This is a genomic window from Streptomyces sp. NPDC048001 (assembly GCF_043203115.1).
Taxonomy (GTDB): Bacteria; Actinomycetota; Actinomycetes; order Streptomycetales; family Streptomycetaceae; genus Streptomyces; species Streptomyces sanyensis.
In genome coordinates, this window is record NZ_JBIDBN010000004.1 from 342837 (window position 1) to 360144 (window position 17308).

Below are 17308 nucleotides of genomic sequence, written 5' to 3' on the forward strand. Positions count from 1 at the left end.
AGGCCGACAGGCACAGGAGCGGCGATGAGCGGCAGTGAGCAGGCGCGGAAGACCGCGGAAGGTCTGACGGAGCGGTCCTTCTCCCCGGGCTTCGGGAACGAGCACAGCTCGGAGGCGGTGCCCGGCGCCCTTCCGCACGGGCGCAACTCCCCCCAGCGGGCGCCCCTGGGCCTGTACGCGGAGCAGCTCAGCGGCAGTGCCTTCACCGAGCCGCGGGCCGACAACCGCCGCTCCTGGCTGTACCGGATCCGCCCCTCGGCCGCACACCCGGCCTTCGTGCGCACCGGCAACGGAGCGCTGCGGAGCGCCCCCTTCACCGAGGCCGTCCCCGACCCCAACCGGCTGCGCTGGAACCCGCTGCCGGAACCGGAGCCGGGCACCGACTGGCTCGCCGGACTGTGGACGCTCGGCGGCAACGGCGACGTCACCCAGCGCTCGGGCATGGCCGTGCACCTCTACCACGCCGACACGTCGATGCGGCGGGTCTTCGGGAACTCCGACGGCGAGCTGCTGATCGTCCCCGAGCGCGGCGGCCTGCTGCTCGTCACCGAGCTGGGCCTGCTGCCGGTCCGCCCCGGGGAGGTGGCGCTCGTCCCGCGCGGGGTGCGCTTCCGCGTCGAGCTGCTGGACGCGACCGCCCGCGGCTACGTCTGCGAGAACTACGGGCGGCCCTTCCAGCTGCCCGACCTCGGCCCGATCGGCGCCAACGGCCTGGCCAACGCACGGGACTTCCTCGCGCCGGTCGCCGCCTTCGAGGACGTCGAGGGCCCGGTGGAGGTGGTCAACAAGTACTGCGGCAACCTGTGGACCGCAACCTACGGCCACTCCCCCCTCGACGTGGTCGCCTGGCACGGCAACCACACCCCCTACGTCTACGACCTGCGCCGCTTCAACGTCATCGGCAGCATCTCCTACGACCACCCGGACCCGTCGATCTTCACCGTGCTGACCTCCCCGTCCGACACCCCGGGGCTCGCGGGCGTCGACTTCGTGGTCTTCGCGCCGCGCTGGCTGGTCGGCGAGGACACCTTCCGCCCGCCGTACTTCCACCGCAACGTGATGAGCGAGTACATGGGCCTGATCGAGGGCGCCTACGACGCCAAGGCGGAGGGCTTCGTCCCGGGCGGCGGCTCGCTGCACACCATGATGTCCGCGCACGGCCCGGACCGGGAGACCTTCGACAGGGCCAGCGCGGCGGAGCTGAAGCCCCAGAAGATCGACGACGGCCTGGCCTTCATGTTCGAGACCCGCTGGCCGGTGACCACCACCGCCCAGGCGGCCTCCGCGGGACACCTTCAGACCGGGTACGACTCCGTGTGGGAGGGTCTTGAGCGCCACTTCCGGCCGTAGTCAGCAGATGCCGTGTACGGAGACACCGTGACCTCCTCCTTCGCCCCGGACTCCCTGGTCCTCAACCGCAAGCTCCCGCTGTGGTACCAGGTGTCGCAGTCGCTGCGCGCCTCGATACTGGGGCGCTCGCCCGAGGCCTCGCTGCGGCTGCCCACCGAGGAGCAGCTGGCCCGCCACTACGGGGTCAGCGTGCTGACCATGCGGCAGGCGCTGAAGGAGCTGGAGGAGGAGGGGCTGATCAGCCGGCACCGCCGGCGCGGCACCTTCATCGAGCCGGGCGCGCGCCGGGGCGCGCCCCGGCGGCTGCTGGGCTCGATCGACGCGGTGGTGGCCCAGCAGTCGGGCGAGCGGACGACCGTCCTCGGCCACGGGCCGCGTCCCGTCCCCGCCGACCTGGCGGAGTACTTCCCCGGCGCGGAGGAGATCGTCCTGTTCCGGCGGCTGCGCCGGGACGGGGACAGCGAGGAGCCCACCAACTGGGCCGAGAACGCGCTCCGGCCCGAGCTGGCGGACCGGGTCGACATCGCGGACCTGGAGCGCTGGCCGATGACCAAGGTCCTGCGGGACGTCCTCGGCGTGCGGATCAGCAGGATCACCGACACCGTGGAGGCGCGGCTCGCCGACCCCGAGACCGCGGAGCTGCTGGACGTCCCGCTGCTCAGCCCGATCCTGCACTACACCGGCGTCACCTACGACGAGGACGGCCGCGTCGTGGACGTCGCCCGCATCCGCTACCGCGGGGACCGCTTCTCCTTCTCGGTGACCCTCGACGCGGCGGACTGAGCCGCCGGGGCACCGGGGCGGCGGCCACCGGACGGGGGCGGGGAGGAGCACTACCATGCGCACGGTGAGCGAAGCACCCGAGTCCGCCCCCGAGGACGTGCCGCTGCTCGACGACCTCATGCCCTGGTCGGTCCCCCCGCTGCGGCCGGGCCGGAGCTGGGTCATGGCCCCGGACGCGGCCTCGCTGCGCCGCCGCTGGGAGGCCCTGACGGGGGCGGAGGACGCCGCCCGGCGCGAGGAGCTGTTCCGGCCCACCCGCTCCCGGACGCCGCACAGCACCGTCGCCCAGCTCCCCGGGCAGCCCGCCGGCACCGGGCGGATCGCCCGCGAGACGGGGCCCTGCCCGGAGCCCGTCCGCGTCCTGCACGGGGCCTACGACCAGCAGTGGCTGATACCCGACCAGCGCCTGCTCGACGTCGCCCGCCCCGAGCTGTGGCGGGTGCGCGACGCCCGGCAGGTCTTCGTCGTCGAGCAGGGGCGCGCCCCCGGGGCGGACGGGCCGGCCCTGGTGGCCACCGCCCACCTCCCGGACGGGCGCTCCCCCGCGGGGCGACCGGGCCGCATCCGGCCCCTGTACCGCAGGCCCGGCGGACGGGAGGCGAACATCGCCCCGGGGCTGGCGGACCTGCTCGCCGACCGCTACGGCCACCCGGTGACGGCCGAGGAGCTGCTGTGCTGGACGATGGCCGCCGCCCGCCCCGGGCAGCGGGGTGCCGCGGTCCCGCTGACGGCCGACGCCGGGCGGTGGGCCCGGGGCGTGGCGCTGGGCCGCCGGATGCTGGACGTCCAGCTGCGCGGCGCGCACGGCGGCGAACGGCCCCGGCTGCCGGGCGGACGACGCCCCTACGTCCGAGCGGCGCTGCCGCGGCGGCCCGGCTCCCTCGCCTACGAGGAGGACGGCGAGGCGCTGCTGGTCGGCGGCACCGGTCGCATCGCACCGGTCCCGCGCGGGGCCTGGACGTACGCGGTCGCGGGCGAACGGGTGCTGGAGCAGTGGTTCCGCCGACGCACCGAGCCCGGGGAGGCGGGCACGCTGGAGGCGCTGCGCCCGGCGGCGTGGCCGCAGGAGTGGACCTCCGAGCTGCTGGAGCTGGTCACGGTGCTGGCCCTGCTGGCGGAACTCCGCCCGCAGGGCGCCGCGCTGGGCAGCGGCCCGCTCGTGCCCGCGTCCGCCCTCCGCGCCGCGGGCGTCCTGCCGCCCCCACCCGCCTCCCGGCGCCCGGCCTCGGTCCTGGAAGCCCGCGAGGAGGGGCCGGAGGGGCAGTTGGCGCTGCTGTGAGGGAGCACCGGGCGGGCGCGGTCCGGCGGATCCTGAGCCCACCGGGGACGGACGACGGCGGAGCCGGCGGGGAGTTCCCGGCCCCGGCATGACGGGCGACCACCGGGTCCGAGGAGAATGCCACCGTCCTCAGGCCCGGATGCTGCTCGCGTTCCGGGTCTTCCACAGGCCGGAGCGGAGCGGCATCCATGGCATGGGTCGCAGGAACGGGCGCCTTCCTGGGGCTGCTCCTGGTCGTCGTGGGAATCGTCACGCCAGGGAAGAGGGCGGCGGGGCAAGCACTGCGCGAAGGCGCGTGAGTGTGGCTCGCCACTGCTTCGAGTCCTCCGGGTCGACCCAGTGCGAGGCCGGCCCGTCCTCGTCCCTGACGATGCGGGCGAGGGCTTCGTCGGCGAGTGCCCGAAGGTCGGAAGGGAACACGGGCATGGGTGTTTCCGGACCGTAGGTCATGTCGACGGGTTCGCCTCCCGGACATTGCGCCGCGATCAGGGCGGCGGCGGCCACCGCCTCTCCTGCTTCCGTGACATGACCGGTGGCGTCGATCGTCCGGATGAGGACGCCTCGGATCAGGTCTTCGCGCGCTTCGGGCTCGGCATCGTCGAGGGCGTTGGCGAAGTCCGCCGCTGTGTCGTTGTCGAAGGGACCGGTATCCCAGGTGCCCATGCTGATCTCCTTGCGTATGGTCGCCCGGATCCTCGCATCAGGGACTGACAACACGACTACGGGGCGAGCAGGACCCGTTTGCGCAGGAGGGTGCACACGGCCTCGCTGCGACGTCCGATCGCTGTTCTCCCGGTGGAGCGCAACGACAGACTGTGACGGTGGACTCTGACCTTTACCCTGATCTGGCTGCTGCGGGCAGCCTGGCCGCAGCGCTGGGACAGCTGGCGGCCGAACTCGGTACCGACCTCACAGTGGTACCCGGCGACTGGGGCCCACTCGTCTCGGCGGGCATCGCCTCGTCGGTCCCCGAGCGCAAGCCGCTATCCGTTCACATCGGGGCGGAGAGCCGTTGGTTCCGCGTCTCCGGCTGGAGTCGCGGAGTCGAACTCATCACCGGAGCCACGCCCGACCTGGCGGATGTCGTCAGGGCCGGAGCGGCGTGGGGGCAGGGCAGGAGCCTGAGGGAACTGCGGGCTGAGCTGTCGTTCCTGCGCTCCAGCAGGCGCGCCGAAGCTGACGAACGGGGGCCGGCCGCGGTGGTGGAGCTGCAGTGGCGCACCATGCGGGAGCAGGCAGCCGAGGAACCGGGTTTCACAGGGTTCGGCGAACTCGTGGAAGCAGCTCACGCAGAACCACGGCTGCGGCAGCTCCACGTCTTCTCCAGCCACTGGACGCTCGGCTTCAGCTCCTGCACTGGATACCCGTTCCGCAACGAGGTGGCCATCGTCCCGTCATACGGTGGCAGCCGGTTCCGCGTGAAGAGGCATCCGCTCTCCGACGACGTTCTCGAAGAGGCCGCCACAGCCGAGGAAGCCGTCGCCCTGGCAGTGCGCCGCCTCCCCACCGACCTCGGTCCGGCCGTCGCGGGAACCGCCGAGCAGGATGGATGACACGCGCGAACCAGATCACTGACCGTCACCGGCCCCGTGGCCGGATGGGCGCCGCGCAGCCGCGGTGCCCCTACCGGGAAGGGTGCAGGTCCGCTTGCCCTGGCGGGGGACCACGGCCCGGAAGTTCCCGAGGCGGCTGGTCGTGCAATCGGCCCATGTGCGCCGCTGCGGGTCGTGGCCGGGTGCAGTCCGCGTCCACGGCCCGTCGGGGCCGGTGGACGGCGACGAGCCGCACGCGCAACGGGCGGATCGAGCGGCCGAAGGGCCCCGGGTCCCGGCATCCTCTGCCGGGTGGGGCCGGCACGAGCCCGGCCTCGGGACCCCGGGGTGACAGATCCGCCGGTCGCCGAGTAGACACGCCCCATGAGCCTTCAGCCACTCCCCCTCGACGGGATCACCGTCGTCGCCGTCGAGCAGGCCGTCTCGGCGCCGTTCGCCACGCGGCAGCTCGCCGACCTCGGGGCCCGGGTGATCAAGGTGGAGCGTCCGGACGGCGGGGACTTCGCCCGCGGGTACGACACCGCGGCGAAGGGGCTCGCCTCGCACTTCGTGTGGTGCAACCGCGGCAAGGAGTCCCTCGCCGTGGACCTGAAGGACCCGCGCGGCCGGGAGCTGGTCGGGCGCCTGGTGGCGGACGCCGACGTGTTCGTGCAGAACCTCGCCCAGGGCGCCGCGGCCCGGCTGGGGCTGGACGCGGCCACGCTGTGCGCGGCGCACCCGCGGCTGGTCGGCGTGGACATCTCCGGCTACGGCTCCGGGGGGCCGTACGCGCACAAGGCCGCCTACGACATGCTCGTCCAGTGCGAGGCCGGACTGGTGTCGGTCACGGGCACCTCGGAGCAGCCGGTGAAGGCCGGGATCCCGGCCGCCGACGTGGCGGCCGCCATGTACGCGTTCTCGGGGGTGCTGGCCGCCCTGGTGCGGCGGGGCACCACGGGGCTCGGCGGGCCGGTGGAGATCTCGATGCTGGAGTCCCTGGCGGAGTGGATGGGGCATCCGCTGCACCACGGGATGCACGGCTCGCCCGCGCCGGTGCGCACCGGGCTCGCGCACGCCGTCATCGCCCCGTACGACGCGTACCGGACCGCGGACGGGGGCCGGGTGCTGCTGTCGGTGCAGAACGATCGCGAGTGGCGGCGGCTCGCCGAGCAGGTGGCCGGGCGCCCCGAGCTGGCGGACGACCCGGACTTCGCGACCAACACGGCCCGCACCGCCAACCGGGAGCGGACGGACGAGGTGGTCGGCGCGGCACTCGCGGAGCTGAGCACGGCGGAGGCCGTCGCGCGGCTGGAGGCGGCCCGGATCGCCTGCGCGCGGCTGAACTCGGTGGGCGACCTGGCGGGCCACCCGCAGCTCGCGGCACGCGACCGGTGGCGCGAGATCGGGTCCCCGGCCGGTCCGCTGCGGGCCTTGCTGCCCCCTATCACGCTGCCGGGAGGGGCCCCGGCGCGGATGGGCGCGGTCCCGGCGCTGGGCGAGCACACGGACGCGCTGCTGAAGGGCCTGGGGCTGTCGGAGGCGGAGGTGGCCGCGCTGCGCGGCAGGGGCGTGGTGGCCTGAGGGCCGTCCGCGGCGTCCCGGTGGACCGGTGCGCGGTGCCGGAGGCGGAGGCGGTGCGCCGCACGGCGGAGGGCGGCCCTCGGACCGGGACCGTTGCGGGCGCCGCGGCAGCGCGGCGGGGTGCCGCGGCCGTCGGGGGGTGTGCGTGGCAGCGGCGGGCCGTGCCGTTCGGCTCGCCGGGGAGGTGGTGGAGCCGGCCGGGCGCGGCACCGGTCCCGACCGCGCCGGGTCCGCCGCCGTCGCCGACGGAGCGACCGCCGGGATTCACGTCGTGGCCGCGCCGCCCGCCGCGCGGCGGCACCTTGTCGCGAGGCGGTCGAACGCCACCGCGAGCTCGTCTCCGTCGATCACCTCGATGTCGACGTCGAGCTGCGTCATCCACAGCGCGAGCCCGTCCGGGTCGTCGGAACCCAGCTCCACACGGCAGGTGGACCCGTCGACCGCCTCGATGTCGACCGGGATGGGGATCTTCGCGGCGACCGCGGCGGCGGGAGCATGCACGAGCACCCGGGCGCGGTACTTCCAGGCCCCCTTGCTGACGCGCCCGACGACGTACGCGACGGCGTCGCCCCCCGGGACCGCGCGCGGCCGGAACCGCGCACCCGTCGGTGGGCGGGGAGCCATGCGGTCGACGCGGAAGACCCGCCAGTCGTCACGGTCGAGATCCCACGCGAGCAGGTACCAGAGCGGCCCCCAGCTCACCAGCCGTTGCGGCTCGGTGTGGCGGGCCTCCTCGCTGCCCCCGGGTTTCGTGTAGCCGAACCGGAGCCGTTCGCGGCCGCGGATCGCGGCGGCGACCGTGCCGAGCACCGAGAGGTCGAGCGGCGGTTCGGCCCCGGGGACGACGCTCGTCGTCTCGCGTACCGCCTCGACGCGCCGGCGCAGGCGCGAGGGCAGCACCTGCTCCAGCTTGGCGAGCGCGGTGAGGGACGTCTCCTCGACGCCGAGCCCTCGGGTGGCGACCGCACCCAGTCCGACCGCGACGGCGACGGCCTCGTCGTCGTCGAGCAGCAGCGGGGGCATCGCCGTCCCGGCGGCCAGCCGGTACCCGCCCGCGACGCCCGGGCGCGCGTCCACGGGGTAGCCGAGCGACCGGAGCCTGCCGATGTCGGCGCGCACGGTCCTCGTGCTCACCCCGAGCCGGCCGGCGAGCTCGGAGCCCGTCCAGTCGCGCCGGAGCTGGAGCAGTGACAGCAGTTCGAGCAGGCGGGCCGAGGTCTCCAGCATGTTCTCCATCATCCCCTCGATCGCGGAAGCGATCCTGCCGCGATTGCTGGGAGCGTCGGTGTCATGAACGAGGACAACGCACTCACACCGTTCCGGATCGACATCCCGCAGGCCGATGTGGACGACCTGCGCAACCGGCTGGCACACACGCGCTGGCCGGCCCCGGTGCCGGGCCGCGACGACCGCACCGACTTCAGCCGCGGCATTCCGCCGGCGTATCTGAAGGAGCTCGCCGCGTACTGGCGCGACGGGTTCGACTGGCGTGCGCAGGAGGAGAAGCTCAACCAGTACGAACAGCTCACCACGGTCGTCGACGGCCAGACCTTCCACGTCGTCCATGTGCGGTCGACGAACCCGGCGGCCGTCCCGCTGGTCCTGAACCACGGCTGGCCGGGATCGTTCGTCGAGTACCAGCGGCTCATCCCGCTGCTGACCGACGAGTTCCACGTGGTCGTCCCGTCGCTGCCCGGCTTCGGGTTCTCCACCCCGCTCTCGGGGACCGGCTGGGAGCTGGCGCGGACGACGGAGGCCTACGCCGAGATCCTGACGCGTCTGGGCTACGAGAGGTTCGCGGCCCACGGCACCGACATCGGCGCGGGCACCGTCGGCCGCCTCGCGGCGCTGTGCCCGGAGCGCGTCATCGGCACGCACTTCGGCAGCGACCCCCGGTGGCTCGGGCTGATCGGCGAGAAGTTCCCCTACCCCGAGGGTCTCTCCGACGAGGAGACCGCCCAGCTCGAGGCCGTGCGCACCGAGGACGCCACCGACCGCGGGTACCTCCTGATGCAGAACCACCGCCCCGACACGATCGGCGCGGCGCTCACCGACTCGCCGGTCGGTCAGCTCGCGTGGATCGCCGAGAAGTTCAGGCCCAGGTCCGGCGGCGCCCACCGGACGCCGGACGAGTCGGTCGACCGCGACCAGCTCCTCACGAACATCAGCCTGTACTGGTTCACCCGCAGCGGCGCCACCAGCGCGCAGTTCTACTACGAGAACGAGCACTCCGGGCTCGACGTGGTCATGGGTTCGGGCGTGCCGTCCGGATGGGCCGTGTTCGACACCCACCCGCTCATGCGGCGTGCGATCGACCCGGGGAAGGTGATCGGCCACTGGAGCGAGTTCACCGAGGGCGGTCACTTCCCGGCGATGGAGGAGGCGGAGCTGCTCGCGGACGACATCCGGGCCTTCTTCCGCGGCCTGTCCTGACGGAGCGCCAGGGCCGGCGGGGGGGCCGGAGAGAGCTGGTCAGGACCCCGCCGGTCCGGCACGCACGGGGACCCCGCCGGGCTCGAACCCGGCGGGGTCCGGCGACGCTGCGGCCTGGTCCCGCCCGGGGACGGCGGGGGCGGGGCCGGGGCGCCCGACCGTGGTCGCCTCGCCGAGGACGGCACGGGAACCGCCGGGCAGGCACTCGTGCGGAACCAGTCCGGCCAGCGGGTGCCGGGCCCGCAACCCCGGAGCCGACTGAAACGGTTGTGCGAGTGTCGGTCACTCGTGATAGGCACTACCACCACCAGGGGGTGATCATCAGCCCCCGTCTGTGCAGGCACACAAGGGGTGGGGACATGGCGTTGCTCCGGGATCGGGGGCTCACGCTGGGGAGATGGGCGGTGCGGCCCGTCGCGCGGCTGCAGAAGGACTCCGGGGACCCGGCCGTGCCCCGCGTGCGGAAGGCGGCCGCCGCGGCGGACTGGAGCACCGTGCGGGAGGTCCTGGAGGCGTGTCCCGAGAGCGGGAACCGGGTCGAGCTGCTGTGGGCGGTCGCCGACACCCCCGGCGTCGAGCGGTGGATCGCCCCGGTGCTCGAAGCGGATCCCGACGCGCCGCTGCCGCGCCTGGTGGCGGCCATCCGGCACATCTCGTGGGGCTGGGAGGCCCGGACGACCGCCCTGGCCCGGCACGTCTCACGGGAGCAGTTCGAGACCTTCCACGCGCGGCTGCGCACGGCCGAGACCTGGCTGTACGAGGTGGCCGAGCGCGAGCCCGGGTGGACCTCGCCCTGGTACGGCCTCCAGGTGACCGGCCGCGGTCTCCAGGTCGGCCAGGCGGTCGCACGGCGCCGGTTCGAGGCGACGGTCCGGCGCGACCCCCACCATCCGGGCGCGCACCACCAGCGCTTGCAGCAGGTCTGCGACAAGTGGGGCGGTTCGCACGAGGAGATGCACGCCTTCGCGCGGCAGGCCGCGCTGGAGGCTCCCCCCGGAACCCTGCTGGGCGGCCTGGTCGCGACCGCCCACATCGAGCACTGGCTCGCCCTCGGCGACGGCGAGGACGCCGCCTACATGCGCCTGCCCCGGGTGACGGAGTCCCTGCGGGAGGCCGCCGACCACTCCGTCCTGCACCCGGACTTCGTGCGCAAGGGCTCCTGGGTCACCGCCCTCAACGCCTTCGCCATGGCCTTCTCGCTGGCCGGCGACCGGGACTACGCACGGGAGTGCTTCCGCGCCACGGAAGGCCGGGTGAGCGAGTCCCCGTGGAACTACCTCGGCGGCCACCCGGTGGCGGCCTACCGGAAGCACCGGTTCTCGGCCGGGCGCTGAGCCCGGCACCGCCGCCTCCGCGGTCCGGCCCGCCGCACCGGCAACGCCCGTGTCCCGGCCCGCCTCCGCGGTCCGGCACGGCCCGCCGCCCACCCGCGATCGCGGCGCCCGGTGGGGCGCCGCCCCCCGCGCGTCCAGAGCACATCCGTCCGCCACCCCGCCCGCGCCGCCACGGTGCGGGCGCCCACCGAAGGCTTCGCCCGTGCACCATTCCGAGACGTCCCACACCTTCCAGGTCGACCTGCGCGGTCTGGTCGACCTGCTCTCCCACCACCTGTACTCCAGCCCCCGCGTCTACCTGCGCGAGCTGCTCCAGAACGCCGTGGACGCCATCACCGCGCGGCAGGCCGCGGACCCCGGCGCACCCGGCCGCATCACCGTGCGCACGGGCGGGACGCTCACCGTCACGGACACGGGTGTCGGCCTGACGGAGGCCGACGTCCACCGGTTCCTGGCCACCATCGGCCGGAGCTCGAAGCGGACGGCCGGCGGCGGGCTGGACGGCGCCGGGCTCGACGAGGCCCGCGGCGAGTTCATCGGCCAGTTCGGCATCGGGCTGCTCGCCTGCTTCGTGGTGGCGGACGAGATCACGGTCCTCAGCAGGTCGGCGGCGGACCCGGCCGCGCCCGCCGTGGAGTGGCGGGGCCGCTCGGACGGCGCGTACACGATCCGGACCCTGCCCGCCTCGGCCGTACCCGAACCGGGTACCACGGTGCGGCTCACACCGCGCGCCGACAACGCGGACTGGACGAGCCCGGAGCAGGTCCTCGCCCTGGCCCGGCACTACGGCGGGCTGCTGCGGCACGAGGTCACCGTCGTCGGGCCGGACGGCGGGACCCACCGCGTCAACGAGACGCCCCCGTGGGAGCGCGCCCACCGCTCGCCGCTCGCCCGCCGCGAGGCGCTCACCGCCCACTGCCGGGAGCTGTTCGACTTCACCCCGCTGGACACCATCGAGCTCGACCTGCCGGCCGCCGGACTGCGCGGCGTCGCCTATGTGCTGCCCACGGCCGTCAGCCCCGCCCAGCGCGCGGGCCACCGGGTGCACCTCAAGGGCATGCTGCTGACCGACCGGGCGCCGGAACTGCTGCCGGAGTGGGCGTTCTTCGTGCGCTGCGTGGTCGACACCACCAGTCTGCGCCCGACCGCCTCCCGCGAGGCGCTGTACGAGGACGGGACGCTGTCGGCGGTGCGGGACGCGCTGGGCGAGCGGATCCGCGACTGGCTCACCGGGCTCGCCGCCAGCGACCCGTCCCTGCTGCACCGCTTCATCGACACCCACCACCTCGCGGTGAAGGCCCTCGCCCGCTACGACGACGAGCTGCTGCGGATCGTGCTGCCCTGGCTGCCGTTCGAGACCAGCGACGGCAACGTCACCCTGGAGGAGTTCGCGCGGACGCACCCGACGCTGCTGGTCACCCGGAGCGTCGAGGAGTTCCGCCAGGTGGCGCCCATCGCCGCGGCGGCCGGGCTGGGGGTCGTCAACGGCGGCTACACCTACGACCGCGACCTGGTGCACCGGCTGCCCGAGCTGCGTCCCGGCACGGCCGTCGCCGACCTCGACCCGGCCACGGTCACGGCCCACCTCGACGCCGTGGACCCGGCGGCGGAGCTGCGGGCGGCCGCCTTCCTCGCCGTCGCGCGCGAGACGATCGGGGTCCACGACTGCGATGTCGTCCTGCGCGACTTCCAGCCGGTCACCGCCCCCGCGCTGCTCCTGGACAACCGGGAGGCACGGCACGAGCGCACCCGGTCCGGCCTGGCCGCGGAGAGCGACGGCCTGTGGGCCGACATCCTCGGCTCGCTGCGCCACGACACCCCCCGCGCGCAGCTCGTCCTGAACCACCTCAACCCGCTGGTCCGCCAGGCGCTCACGGTCGCCGAGCGCGGGCTGGCCGTCACCACCGCCGAGGCCCTGTACGGCCAGGCCCTGCTGCTCAGCCGACGCCCGCTGCGGGCGGGCGAGAGCGCCCTGCTCAACCGGGCCTTCATCGGCCTGCTCACCCACGCCATGCACCACACCGGCACGGCGGCACCCGGCTCAGAGCCCCGGAAGGAACTGTAGATGCTGGACACACCCGAGGCCGTGGTCGAGGCGCTGCGCGAGAACAACGAGCGCCCCCACGGGCTCCAGCGGACCGTCACCGCCGAGGAGCTGGCCGAGGCCGCCGAGCCCTTCGAGGAGCCGGACGTCCTCGTCACCGCCCTGCTGGAGCTGATGGCGGCGTACGAGTTCACCGGCGAGCACCGCAAGTCGCCGGTGGTCTTCGCCCGCTTGCTGAAGCTGTGGGAGGACTCGCCCGAGGCGTTCAGCCAGTGGGAGGCCCACCAGGTCTTCTGGCGCTTCAAGTGGGTGACCACCTCGCTGCTCCAGGTGCCCGACGTGCCGCTGGCCACCGTCCAGGGCTGGATCGGGCGGATGAGCGGCTTCTACGAGGCCGCCGGGCACGAGGTGCAGCCGGTGGCCGCGATGCGCTACCACCTCGCGGCCCACACGGGCACCGGGGCCGACGACGCCTTCGACCTCTGGGCCACCCGCCCCCGCAGCGAGCTGAGCGACTGCGAGGCGTGCGAGACCCGGTACCTGGCGTGGCACCGGGTGTCGGCAGGTGACGACGCCGGGGCGCTCGACTCCTGGCGGCCGGTCCTGGAGGGTGCGCAGGCGTGCACCGAGGAGCCGCAGATGAGCCAGGCGCGGGCGCTGCTCCCGCTGCTGCGGACGGGGCGCGCGGACGAGGCCCGCTCCCACCATCTGACCGGCTACCGCCGGGTCCGCGGCAACACGGGCATGCTGGACGAGGTCGGCCTGCATCTGGAGTTCTGCGCGCTGTCGCGCAACGAGGGCCGGGGGCTGGAGATCCTCGCGGAGAACCGCCCGCTGTTCGGGACGACGGGCGCCCCGCTGGCGCTGCTGGGCTTCCTCACCGGCGTGGAGGTGCTGCTGGCCCGCATCGTCGGGGACGGCCACGGCGCGGCGGCGGTCGCGGGTCCGCCCGGACGGAACTGGACGGCCGGCGAGCTCCTCGCCCATGTCCGGGGCGAGGCGGAGCGCCTGGCCGCCGCGTTCGACGGGCGCAACGGGACCACGGCCGTCGGCGACCGGCGGCGCGCCCGGCTGGCGCAGCTCCCGCTGTGCGAGGAGCCCCTTCCGCTCGGGCTGCGGAGCCCGGTGGTCCGGTCCGAGGCGCCGGAGCCCTCCCCGGCGGCGGGCGCGGGCGCCGCGGTGCCGGAGGTCCCCGAGGACTTCGCCGGGCTGGTGCGCGAGGCCCGGCGCCTGGGGGCGACGGGGCATCCGGGCGCGGCGCGGCTGTGGACCCGGGTGGAGGACCGGCTGGCGGCCGGGGAGGCCCCGGGCGACGGCCTCGGTCCCGGGGAGCTGCTGTCGGCGGAACTCGCCGAGCACCGGGCGCTGGTGCTGTCGCGGGAGGACCGCGGGGGGCGTTCCGTCTCCGAACTGAGGCAGGCCGCCGAGTTGTTCGGCCGGGCGGGGGCGCCCTGGCGCATGCTCTCCGCCCGTGCCCGGGCCCTCGCCTGGGAGTCCGTTCCGGACGAGGACGAGGAGGGGGCCGGGTCCGCCGAAGGCGCCGGGCCGGACGGCCCCGGCGCCTTCCGCGCGGCGCTGGACGAGGTGCTGCACGAGGCCGAGCGACTGAAGGAGCGGGAACCGCTCACCGGGGGCCCGGCGGCGGGCGCGGACGGCACCGCGGGCGGACCGGGGCAGGAGCGCGTCCTGGAGTACCTCACGGTGCTCTTCTCCCGGGCCTTCGCCGCCTACCAGGAGGTGACGGCGGCCCCGGAGGGTGCGCAGGACGCCGCCATGGAGCGGTTCGAGGAGTGCGTGGGCGCCCTCCGCTCCGAGGCCGAGGGCCTGGGGGTCCCGCACCAGGTGGCCAACGCACGCCAGTTCGCGGCCGACCTGGCCTTCCGGCGGGGTGACGCGGCGGAGGCGGAGGCGGAACTGCGGGCGGCGCTGGTGGACGTGGAGTCCTCCGGGCGGCCCTGGCGCGGTTCGCGTCCGCGGGTGCTGCTCGCCCAGGCGCTGCTGGCCCGGAGCGAACCGGGCGAGGCGTCCGAGCTGCTGCACCGGGCGATCGGCGAGGCGGTCCGGTACGACGACACGGAGTTCCCGCTCGCACCGGCGTACGCGCTGCTGGGCCATGCGGCCACGCACCTCGGCGACGCCGCCGGCGCCGTGCGCCACCTCTCGGAGGCGGCGGCGCGGTTCGACCGGGACGGGGCACTCGCCGAGGCCGCCGACATCCGCCTGCAGCTCGCCGACGTCCTGGCGCGGGACGGGCAGCAGGCCGACGCCGTCGCCGTCCTGGAGTCCGTGCTCGCGGGCGGGGCGGACGGCGTCCTCGACGAGCGGATGCTCGCCCAGGCCCGGCTGACGCTGGCGCGCGGGCTGCGGGAGCTGGGCGAGCACCTGGCCGCCGCGGAGGAGTTCCTGCTGCTGGCCGACGCCGTCGCCGGCTGGGAGGAGGACGGGCCGATCCTCACCATGGTGGCGGCGGACGCGGCCACCGCGCTGGCCGAGGCCGAGCGGTGGGAGGCGGCCGAGGCGGCGTACGAGCGCGCCGTGGAGGCGCATGCGCAGGCCCCGAACCCGGCGGCCGTCACCGCCATGATGGGGGAGTTCGCCCGGCTCGTCATGGCGGGGCGCGGGCCCGGGGGGCTGGACGCGGCACTGGGGCACCTGGCACGGGCGGACGAGGTCCGCACGGCGGTGCCGGAGGACGCGGAGGACTTCGCGCACTGGTACGTCGCGGGGATGATCCACTACCGCAGGGCCCGGGTCCTCGCCGAGTGCGAGCGCTTCGCGGAGGCCCTGGCCGAGGCCGAGGCGTCCGTCGCCGCCCACGAAGAGGGCGGGGAGAACGGCGAGGAGCCGCGCGCGGAGGCGGTCCGGATCGCGGCCCTGATCGAGGGGAACGGCCTGGGCAGGTACGCACAGGCCGTCACGCGGCTGACGGAGGCGGCGCGCCGCTGCCGCCACGCCGGGCTGGAGGAGGCGGCCCGGATCCTCGGGGCGCTCCGCCAGGACTTCCTGAACCGGGACGGCTCCTGACGGCCCGCCGGGGTCCGGCCCGTGCCGGGCCCCGGCTCCCGGGTGCTCCGGGTCCCGGCGCTGCGGGTCCTCCGGGACGGGGGACGCGGGGAGCCCGCTCCCGGGAGGACCCGGGGCGGGCGCGGGGCTGCGGAGGGCGCGGAGGCCCGTACGGGGGCAGCGTCCTCCCGGGTCGTCCCCAAGGTGCCGGGGGCCGTCCCGGGGGCGGTGCCGGTGGCTCGCGGTGGATGCCCGCGGCCGCGCGGGCATGCCCTCCCGCGGGGACGCCGACGGGCCGAGCGGCTGCCGCGGGGAACGGAGTGCGGGTGGCGGTGGGCCGCCAGGATCCCGGGGAGAGGACCCTGGCGCGGTGCCGGTCTTCCGTGCGTGTTCCGGTGCCGGGGAGGAGCGCCGGCGGGTCGGTCAGCCGCGGCTGCCGAAGAGCGAGCGGCGCAGACGTCGCAGCGGCGCGAAGAGCGAGACGCGGGCGGTGCCGTTCGGGCGCGCGTGGGACGCGTCGCGCGAGGTCAGCTCCCGCATCAGCAGGGTCGCCTCGGCGGCCTCCCGCTGCGGCACGGCGGGACCGCCGAGGACCGCGAGATGGCGGTCGAGGCGCGTACTGGCGGCGCCGCTCCCGCAGGTGATGGCAGGCACGCGCGGCCTGCTGCGAACTGTTATCTGATCCATGTCTCTCCCCACCCGTACGATGCACCCGGCCCGGGCAGATTAACCCTATCGCTCCCGGGGGGCACCCGTGTATCCCGCCTCCCCGCTCCGCCCCGCCCACGCACCCCCGCTTCGTCACTCTCCGAATACGACTGGACTCAGGGCGAGTTGGCCGAGGAAACGGTCCGCCCGCCCCCGGGGCATCATTTGACGCACTGTCATCATCACCTCTCACCGGGTGAGTTGATCGCCCCCGAAGGGGTATGCACCACATTTCGAGGTGAGTTGCGGTCAGGGGGACGGCATGGACGAGACGCCCGTCACAGGGCGCGTGATTGCGGAGCGCTACCGCCTGATCGGGCTTCTCGGCGAGGGCGGGACGGGCGTGGCGTGGCTGGCCCACGACGAGCTGCTCCGGCGCGAGGTGGCGGTCAAGGAGTTCCGGGTACCGCCGGGCCTGGACCCGACGGCCGCCCGGCTGCTCTTCAGGCGTCTGGAGGACGGGGCGCGGTCCGCGGGGCGGATCTCCCACCGCAACGTGGTCGCGGTGCACGAGGTCGCCGGCCACGGCGGGCGGCCGTGGATCGTGATGGAGCCCGTCCGCGGGCTGGCGCTGTCGGAGCTGCTGGAGGCCGACGGCCCGCTGCCGCCGCGTCAGGTGGCGCGCATCGGGTCGGAGGCGCTGGCCGGACTGCGGGCGGCCCATGCGGCAGGGGTCGTCCACGGGAACGTGACGCCGTCGAAGGTGCTGGTGGCGAACGACGGGCGGGTGCTGGTGACGGGCTTCGGCACGGGCTCCGGCGCCGTGGGCGTGCCGCCGGTGGCGCAGGGGGCGGCGGCCGACCTGCGGGCGCTGGGGGCGGTGCTGTTCACCGCGGTGGAGGGCCGGAGTCCGCGCGGGGACGCGCCCCGCGCCGAACGGGCGGACGGCGCCCTGGCCGAGGTGGTCGAGGGGCTGCTGCGGCGGGACGCCGCGGGGGCGATGCCGGCCGCGGAGGCCGAGCACCGGCTGCGCCTCGCCGGTGCGGGTGGTGCGGTGCCGCCCGCATCGGCCGCGGGGGCGCACGGTCCGGCCCCGGCGGGGTCCGCGGGTGCCCGGGGCGAGGACGGGGCGGCCGCGGGCCGGGGCGGCGGGCCGGCGGCCGCCGCGGGCGCCCCGGCGGCGGCACCCGCCGGGGGGCGGGCAGGCTCCGGCCGGGGCGGGGCGCACGGCCGGGGCGCGGCGCTGGCGGCCGGGGCGGTGGTGCTGCTCGTCCTGGCCGTGCTGGTGTGGGCGGCGGTGCTGCCCCGCTGACCGGGTCCG

13 protein-coding genes are annotated in these 17308 nt (G+C 75.4%); 10 read left to right on the top strand and 3 right to left on the bottom strand.

Annotated features, from left to right (window positions below; all coding sequences use genetic code 11):
• Positions 1-24: 24 nt before the first annotated feature.
• From hmgA to ACGF15_RS10185, 3 genes are read left to right on the top strand one after another with little or no spacing between them, the layout of a single operon-like run.
• Positions 25-1350 (top strand): homogentisate 1,2-dioxygenase, encoded by a 1326-nt coding sequence (gene hmgA / locus ACGF15_RS10175; RefSeq protein WP_345615460.1) that lies wholly within the window; start codon positions 25-27, stop codon positions 1348-1350.
• A gap of 27 nt (positions 1351-1377) precedes the next feature.
• Positions 1378-2133 carry a GntR family transcriptional regulator gene (locus ACGF15_RS10180; RefSeq protein ID WP_345615459.1) on the top strand — a complete coding sequence of 252 codons (756 nt, stop codon included), beginning with the start codon at positions 1378-1380 and terminating at the stop codon, positions 2131-2133.
• 55 nt (positions 2134-2188) lie between these two features.
• Entirely contained in the window at positions 2189-3412 is a 1224-nt protein-coding gene (locus tag ACGF15_RS10185) for a type ISP restriction/modification enzyme (RefSeq protein ID WP_345615458.1), read from the top strand.
• A gap of 249 nt (positions 3413-3661) precedes the next feature.
• Here ACGF15_RS10185 and ACGF15_RS10190 read toward each other — a convergent pair whose 3' ends face one another.
• Positions 3662-4075 carry a DUF4259 domain-containing protein gene (locus ACGF15_RS10190; RefSeq protein WP_392797627.1) on the bottom strand — a complete coding sequence of 138 codons (414 nt, stop codon included), beginning with the start codon at positions 4073-4075 and terminating at the stop codon, positions 3662-3664.
• Between the two features lie 158 nt (positions 4076-4233).
• On the opposite strand from ACGF15_RS10190, the gene ACGF15_RS10195 reads away from it, so the two are divergent.
• Both ACGF15_RS10195 and ACGF15_RS10200 read left to right on the top strand, forming a co-directional pair.
• Positions 4234-4965, top strand: a complete 732-nt coding sequence (locus tag ACGF15_RS10195) for a DUF6193 family natural product biosynthesis protein (protein ID WP_362607787.1) — start codon at positions 4234-4236, stop codon at positions 4963-4965.
• A gap of 363 nt (positions 4966-5328) precedes the next feature.
• Entirely contained in the window at positions 5329-6525 is a 1197-nt protein-coding gene (locus ACGF15_RS10200; protein WP_345615454.1) for a CaiB/BaiF CoA-transferase family protein, read from the top strand.
• Between the two features lie 264 nt (positions 6526-6789).
• On the opposite strand, the gene ACGF15_RS10205 is transcribed toward ACGF15_RS10200, so the two are convergent.
• Positions 6790-7752: a helix-turn-helix transcriptional regulator gene (locus tag ACGF15_RS10205; protein ID WP_392797629.1), complete on the bottom strand. Its 963-nt coding sequence runs from the start codon at positions 7750-7752 to the stop codon at positions 6790-6792.
• A 63-nt stretch (positions 7753-7815) separates the two neighbouring features.
• Here ACGF15_RS10205 and ACGF15_RS10210 point away from each other — a divergent pair, with 63 nt between their 5' ends.
• The 4 genes from ACGF15_RS10210 (at position 7816) to ACGF15_RS10225 (ending at position 15360) form a co-directional block, all read left to right on the top strand.
• On the top strand, positions 7816-8958 hold the full coding sequence (locus tag ACGF15_RS10210) for an epoxide hydrolase family protein (RefSeq protein ID WP_392797631.1): 1143 nt from the start codon (positions 7816-7818) through the stop codon (positions 8956-8958).
• Positions 8959-9317: 359 nt separating this feature from the next.
• Positions 9318-10292: a hypothetical protein gene (locus ACGF15_RS10215; protein WP_392797633.1), complete on the top strand. Its 975-nt coding sequence runs from the start codon at positions 9318-9320 to the stop codon at positions 10290-10292.
• A 202-nt stretch (positions 10293-10494) separates the two neighbouring features.
• On the top strand, positions 10495-12357 hold the full coding sequence (locus ACGF15_RS10220) for an HSP90 family protein (protein WP_392797635.1): 1863 nt from the start codon (positions 10495-10497) through the stop codon (positions 12355-12357).
• The gene (locus ACGF15_RS10225; protein ID WP_392797637.1) at positions 12358-15360 is read left to right on the top strand and encodes a hypothetical protein; all 3003 of its coding nucleotides are present in this window, start codon (positions 12358-12360) and stop codon (positions 15358-15360) included.
• Between the two features lie 402 nt (positions 15361-15762).
• Here the strand turns inward: ACGF15_RS10225 and ACGF15_RS10230 are convergent, their stop codons facing one another.
• Positions 15763-16026 carry a hypothetical protein gene (locus ACGF15_RS10230; protein ID WP_256524360.1) on the bottom strand — a complete coding sequence of 88 codons (264 nt, stop codon included), beginning with the start codon at positions 16024-16026 and terminating at the stop codon, positions 15763-15765.
• Positions 16027-16309: 283 nt separating this feature from the next.
• On the opposite strand from ACGF15_RS10230, the gene ACGF15_RS10235 reads away from it, so the two are divergent.
• Positions 16310-17299 (top strand): serine/threonine-protein kinase, encoded by a 990-nt coding sequence (locus tag ACGF15_RS10235; protein ID WP_392797639.1) that lies wholly within the window; start codon positions 16310-16312, stop codon positions 17297-17299.
• Positions 17300-17308: the final 9 nt, after the last annotated feature.